Origin of the sequence: Bacillus sp. S4, assembly GCF_040838205.1 — a bacterium.
Lineage (GTDB): Bacteria > Bacillota > Bacilli > Bacillales > Bacillaceae_G > Bacillus_A > Bacillus_A cereus_U.
Map to the genome: position 1 here is coordinate 1 of NZ_JBFPJI010000256.1, position 4,808 is coordinate 4,808.

The window sequence follows — 4,808 nt, forward strand, 5'->3', positions numbered from 1 at the left end:
GTATAGACATAATTACCTATTATTATAGTAATATCGAAATTTGTCTATTTATAGTAAGAAATTTAGAAAGGGATTTTCAGAATAGTGGAGAAAATGTTTTTACAAGGAAAATTTTAAACTAACAGAATGGATAGGGGATCAAGATGATACGAGAGATTAGAGTAGAAGATGCAGCATCATTTTTACAATTAAGTAAGCAATTAGACGAAGAAACGAAATTTATGTTATACGAACCAGGAGAACGAAAAACTACAGTAGAGCAACAAGAAAAGATGGTCCACCGTTTTATAGAAAATGAATATGCGACAATATTTGTAGCAGTTGAAGATGATAGAGTAATTGGATTTATTTTAGCTAATGGTAATGATTTTCAAAGAAAGAGACATGTGGCAGGCATTGTAATTGGTATTTTGCAAGAGTATAGTGGCCGAGGTATTGGAACGAGTTTGTTTAAAGAAGTAGAGAAGTGGGCAAGATTACATGATGTATGGCGTTTAGAATTAACGGTAATGGCCCACAATACAAGAGCTCAGGCACTATATAGCAAAATTGGATTTGCACAAGAAGGTGTCAAAAAATCTGCTCTTATCATCGATGGAAAAGGTATCGATGAGTATGAAATGGCCAAATTATTAAAATAAGAGGTCGTTATATGAAAAAAAGATGGGCACTACTTGGTACCGTAGCAATGATACTGATCATTGGAGTAGCAGGAATAAATTATAAGATGTACAAGGAGCAAGAGGCGCGGGAAGTAAATGTAAACAATATATTCCCAAAAGCTAAAGAAACGATTGCTAATATGGATGGGGATATCGCAGTCATTAGTAATCCAAATTCGATGCTTGTACTTGTGAATAAAAATAGGCGTTTACCAGATGGGTATAGACCGCCAGATTTAGTTGTTCCGAAAGTACGTTACTCTAGTGAAGGTGATCAGGAGAAGAAAAAGATGAGGAAAGAGGCAGCGATGGCACTTGAGGAAATGATTCAGCAAGCTGATAAGGAACGGATTTTCCTTTTTGCAGTCTCTGGATTTAGATCTTTTGATCGACAAAAAGCATTAAATACAATGTATAAAAAACAAGATGGAGAAGCGAAAACAGCGATGTCTAGTGCGGTTCCTGGAACGAGTGAACACCAAACTGGACTAGCTATGGATATTACATCGCAATCTGCTAAGTTTCAGTTAGAAACTGTTTTTGGGGAGACGAAAGAAGGAAAGTGGCTTTCTGAAAATGCCCATAAGTTTGGTTTTGTCATTCGATATACGAAAGAGAAAGAAGGGATTACCGGCTATCGTTATGAACCGTGGCATGTACGGTATGTTGGGAATCCGCAAGCTACATATTTATATGAAAACCAACTGACGCTTGAAGAAGTAACGCAGTAATGAATTGAGGGGAGAGGGCTAAGATGACGATGTTATATAAGAAAAAGGTACATGCATATATTACGAGAGAAAAAGAAGGGGTTATGCAACTACTCGTTTTTAAACATCGTGATATACGAGAGGCTGGTATCCAAGTGCCAGGTGGGACAGTAGATGAAGGGGAAACGTTAGAGGCAGCAATTTTACGCGAAGTACAAGAAGAGTCAGGACTACGCCATTTTTGTATCGAACGCTTCCTTTCTGATTACATTATTTATATGAAAGAAAAAAAGGAATATCAAAAACGTCATTTTTTCCACATTTCATTATTAACAGATGTGAAAGATACGTGGGAACATATAGTAAGTGCCGGTGAGGAAGACAAAGGTTTAGTATTTTGTTATGAGTGGATTGATATTAACAAATGTCCTGAATTAGCGGGTAAACAAGGCGAGTTTTTACATTTGTTAGAAGAGGTATATGTAAAATAATAAAAAGAGTCTGAGGCGATATTGAATTCGTTTCAGACTCTTTTTATTTCTCTGGAAATTAAAGGTTTTTAAACTGGTAAGTTGAAGTCCTTTAAAGGGATTGTAGTTGTTTATGCGAGGAGCGGAGAAAATGAAAAAGTAATAGATATACGTCGTATATAAAAGGAGAATGAAAATGGAAATTCAGTTCAATACATTATTGCAAAAAGAATTAACAATTCATGATATACAAACTGCAATGGAAGAAGGAAAATTAACGTCGAAAGAATTAGTCATGTATTATCTTCATAGAATCGCAAAATATGACCAAGATGGTCCGAAACTCAATTCTATTTTAGAAATCAATCCGGACGCTATCTTTATTGCAGAAGCGCTAGATCATGAAAGAAAGACAAAAGGTGTAAGAGGCCTATTACATGGTATACCTGTTTTACTTAAAGACAATATTGAAACGAATGACTCAATGCATACAAGTGCAGGTACGATTGCCCTGGAACAAAATATAAGTAGTGAAGATGCAGTTCTTGTTAAAAAGCTCCGAGAAGCAGGTGCAATTATACTAGGGAAAGCAAATATGACAGAGTTAGCAAATGGAATGTCTTTTGAAATGTGGGCTGGATATAGTGCTAGAGGCGGTCAAACGATAAATCCTTACGGCACAGGAAAGGATGATATGTTTGTTGGTGGATCGAGTACAGGGTCTGCCGTTGCAGTTGCTGCTAACTTTACAGTATTATCCGTTGGAACAGAGACAGATGCTTCTATTTTGAGCCCAGCTGTTCAAAACTCGGTTGTAGGTATTAAACCGACTGTTGGTTTAATTAGCCGTAGAGGAATTATTCCGTTCACATATTCTCAAGATACAGCCGGTCCGTTTGCTAGAACGGTAACAGATGCTGCTATTTTACTAGGGAGTCTAACTGGGGTGGATGAGAAGGATGTAGCTACTCATAAAAGTGAAGGAATGGCATATCAAGATTATACACCTTACCTCGATGCTAACGGTTTAAAGGGGGCAAAGATTGGTGTATTTAGCAATGCGTCAAAAGATTATTATGAATCTGGAGAATACGATGAAAAATTGTTTAAGGAAACGATTCAAGTTTTACGTAGTAAGGGAGCGACAATAGTAGAAGATATTGATATTCCATCTTTTCATAGAGAATGGAGCTGGGGAGTTCCGCTTTATGAATTGAAGCATAGCTTAGATAACTATCTTTCTAAATTACCTTCTACCACTCCAGTACATTCTATGTTGGAATTAATAGAGTTTAATGAAAATATAGCAGAAAGAGCTTTGAAATATGGACAAACTAAGTTAGAGAGAAGAACAGATTTTCCTAATACGTTAAGAAATCCAGAATATTTAAACGCAAGATTAGAAGATATATTTTTTTCGCAAAAACAAGGTATTGATTTTGCGTTGGAAAAATATAACCTGGATGCGATACTGTTCCCTTCTTATATAGGATCTACTATATGTGCGAAAGCAGGTTATCCGTCTATAGCAATGCCTGCGGGATATATGGATAATGGGAGGCCTTTTGGAATTACTCTTGCAAGTGCTGCTTTTAGTGAAGGGGCATTAATTAAACTAGCATATGCTTTTGAACAAGCGACAAAACATAGGAAGATTCCCAACTTGTCATGAATAGAATAAACAAAGAGGACAGGAATTCCTGTCCTTCTTGTTTTATTGATTAAAGTGAAATATCTTTCTGCTCCGTCTTCTGATATTTTAATAAGTTAAAGGATAAACAAGCAGAACATAAAATAAGAAAAGCGGCGATAATATAAATAGTACGAACGCCGAACATATCAGTAATAATTCCAACGCTAAGCATAGAAAGACCAGAAGCTGTCGAGAGAAGTGCACCATGAGCTGTATACATCTTCGATAATAAAGAAGGAGTGACGCTTGATTGTAAAACTGTCGTTTGAGAAATATCTCTAATCTGATAGCATGGTCCCATTAGAACACAAAGAAATAGCGCAATAAATCCGCTACTTGTCATACCATATAAAAATGTAAGAATACTAAACATAAGAGAGCCTATCGCCATGGAGCGTATTAAATTGTTTTGAATGTATGTACTCATTTTCCACGCTAATATCCCGCCAATTAATGTGCCGACGTAATAACTTGTGTTAATATATCCCCACCAATCTTCGCCTTTATGTAGAACAGTCGTTACATATGCCATCGTAATAGCACCGATCCATATCGTCCCTGCGAAAGTTTCAATTAAGTCCATAATTGTAACGATGCGCAGAGACGGGTGTTGAAATAACAGTTTCCATCCTTCTAATAATGCAGTAGTTTTCGAAGAAGTGGGTTCTGCTACTCGTTCAGCTTGTATAGATTGTAATGAAAGGTGTAATGTAATACATCCGAAAATCATCAATATGTTATTAATCATGAGTGTCGAAGTAACGCCAATGAGAAGAACAATTATGCTTGTAAATGAGTATGCAGCGGCTTGTATAATTTGTGTTGAAAAGGAAAAGACACTATTTACTTTTACTAATTTTTCTTGTGGTGTTAGGCGCGGGATAACGGCGTATAGTAGAGGAGCGCTCCAGCCACTACATAATGAAATGAAAATAACAAAAGTTAAAAGAGCAGAAATGTTTGTTGATAGTATAGGAAATAATATCATTAACAATATTAAAAGAGCTGTTTTAATCCATTGTAGAGTATATAGCAATGAATAAGATGGAAACCGATTCATTATAAGTGGTGCAGAGGTGTTCGCGATAAGATTTGTGATAACTTGTAATAATGGAAAAAGAGCAGTAATTGTAGCTGATCTAGTTGTGATATAGATGTGAGTTGTAATAATCATTATGTATACAATGTCAGCGAGAGTAATGCATATTTTGGAGCCCAAATAGTAAGTTAGTGAACGTTTAGGCAATAAGAATACCACCTTTCAAATCAATAC

At 36.1% G+C, this 4,808-nt stretch carries 5 protein-coding genes; 4 read left to right on the forward strand and 1 reads right to left on the reverse strand.

Annotated features, from left to right (window positions below; translation table 11 throughout):
* Window positions 1-143 precede the first annotated feature (143 nt).
* The 4 genes from AB3X48_RS17835 (at window position 144) to AB3X48_RS17850 (ending at window position 3,514) form a co-directional block, all read left to right on the forward strand.
* The gene (locus AB3X48_RS17835) at window positions 144-641 is read left to right on the forward strand and encodes a GNAT family N-acetyltransferase (protein ID WP_016104630.1); all 498 of its coding nucleotides are present in this window, start codon (window positions 144-146) and stop codon (window positions 639-641) included.
* 11 nt (window positions 642-652) lie between these two features.
* Window positions 653-1,393: a M15 family metallopeptidase gene (locus AB3X48_RS17840; protein ID WP_016104631.1), complete on the forward strand. Its 741-nt coding sequence runs from the start codon at window positions 653-655 to the stop codon at window positions 1,391-1,393.
* Window positions 1,394-1,416: 23 nt separating this feature from the next.
* Window positions 1,417-1,863 carry an NUDIX hydrolase gene (locus AB3X48_RS17845; RefSeq protein WP_002200751.1) on the forward strand — a complete coding sequence of 149 codons (447 nt, stop codon included), beginning with the start codon at window positions 1,417-1,419 and terminating at the stop codon, window positions 1,861-1,863.
* A 175-nt stretch (window positions 1,864-2,038) separates the two neighbouring features.
* Window positions 2,039-3,514 (forward strand): amidase family protein, encoded by a 1,476-nt coding sequence (locus AB3X48_RS17850; protein WP_016104632.1) that lies wholly within the window; start codon window positions 2,039-2,041, stop codon window positions 3,512-3,514.
* Window positions 3,515-3,563: 49 nt separating this feature from the next.
* On the opposite strand, the gene AB3X48_RS17855 is transcribed toward AB3X48_RS17850, so the two are convergent.
* The gene (locus tag AB3X48_RS17855) at window positions 3,564-4,781 is read right to left on the reverse strand and encodes an MFS transporter (RefSeq protein ID WP_002165926.1); all 1,218 of its coding nucleotides are present in this window, start codon (window positions 4,779-4,781) and stop codon (window positions 3,564-3,566) included.
* Between the last annotated feature and the right edge of the window lie 27 nt (window positions 4,782-4,808).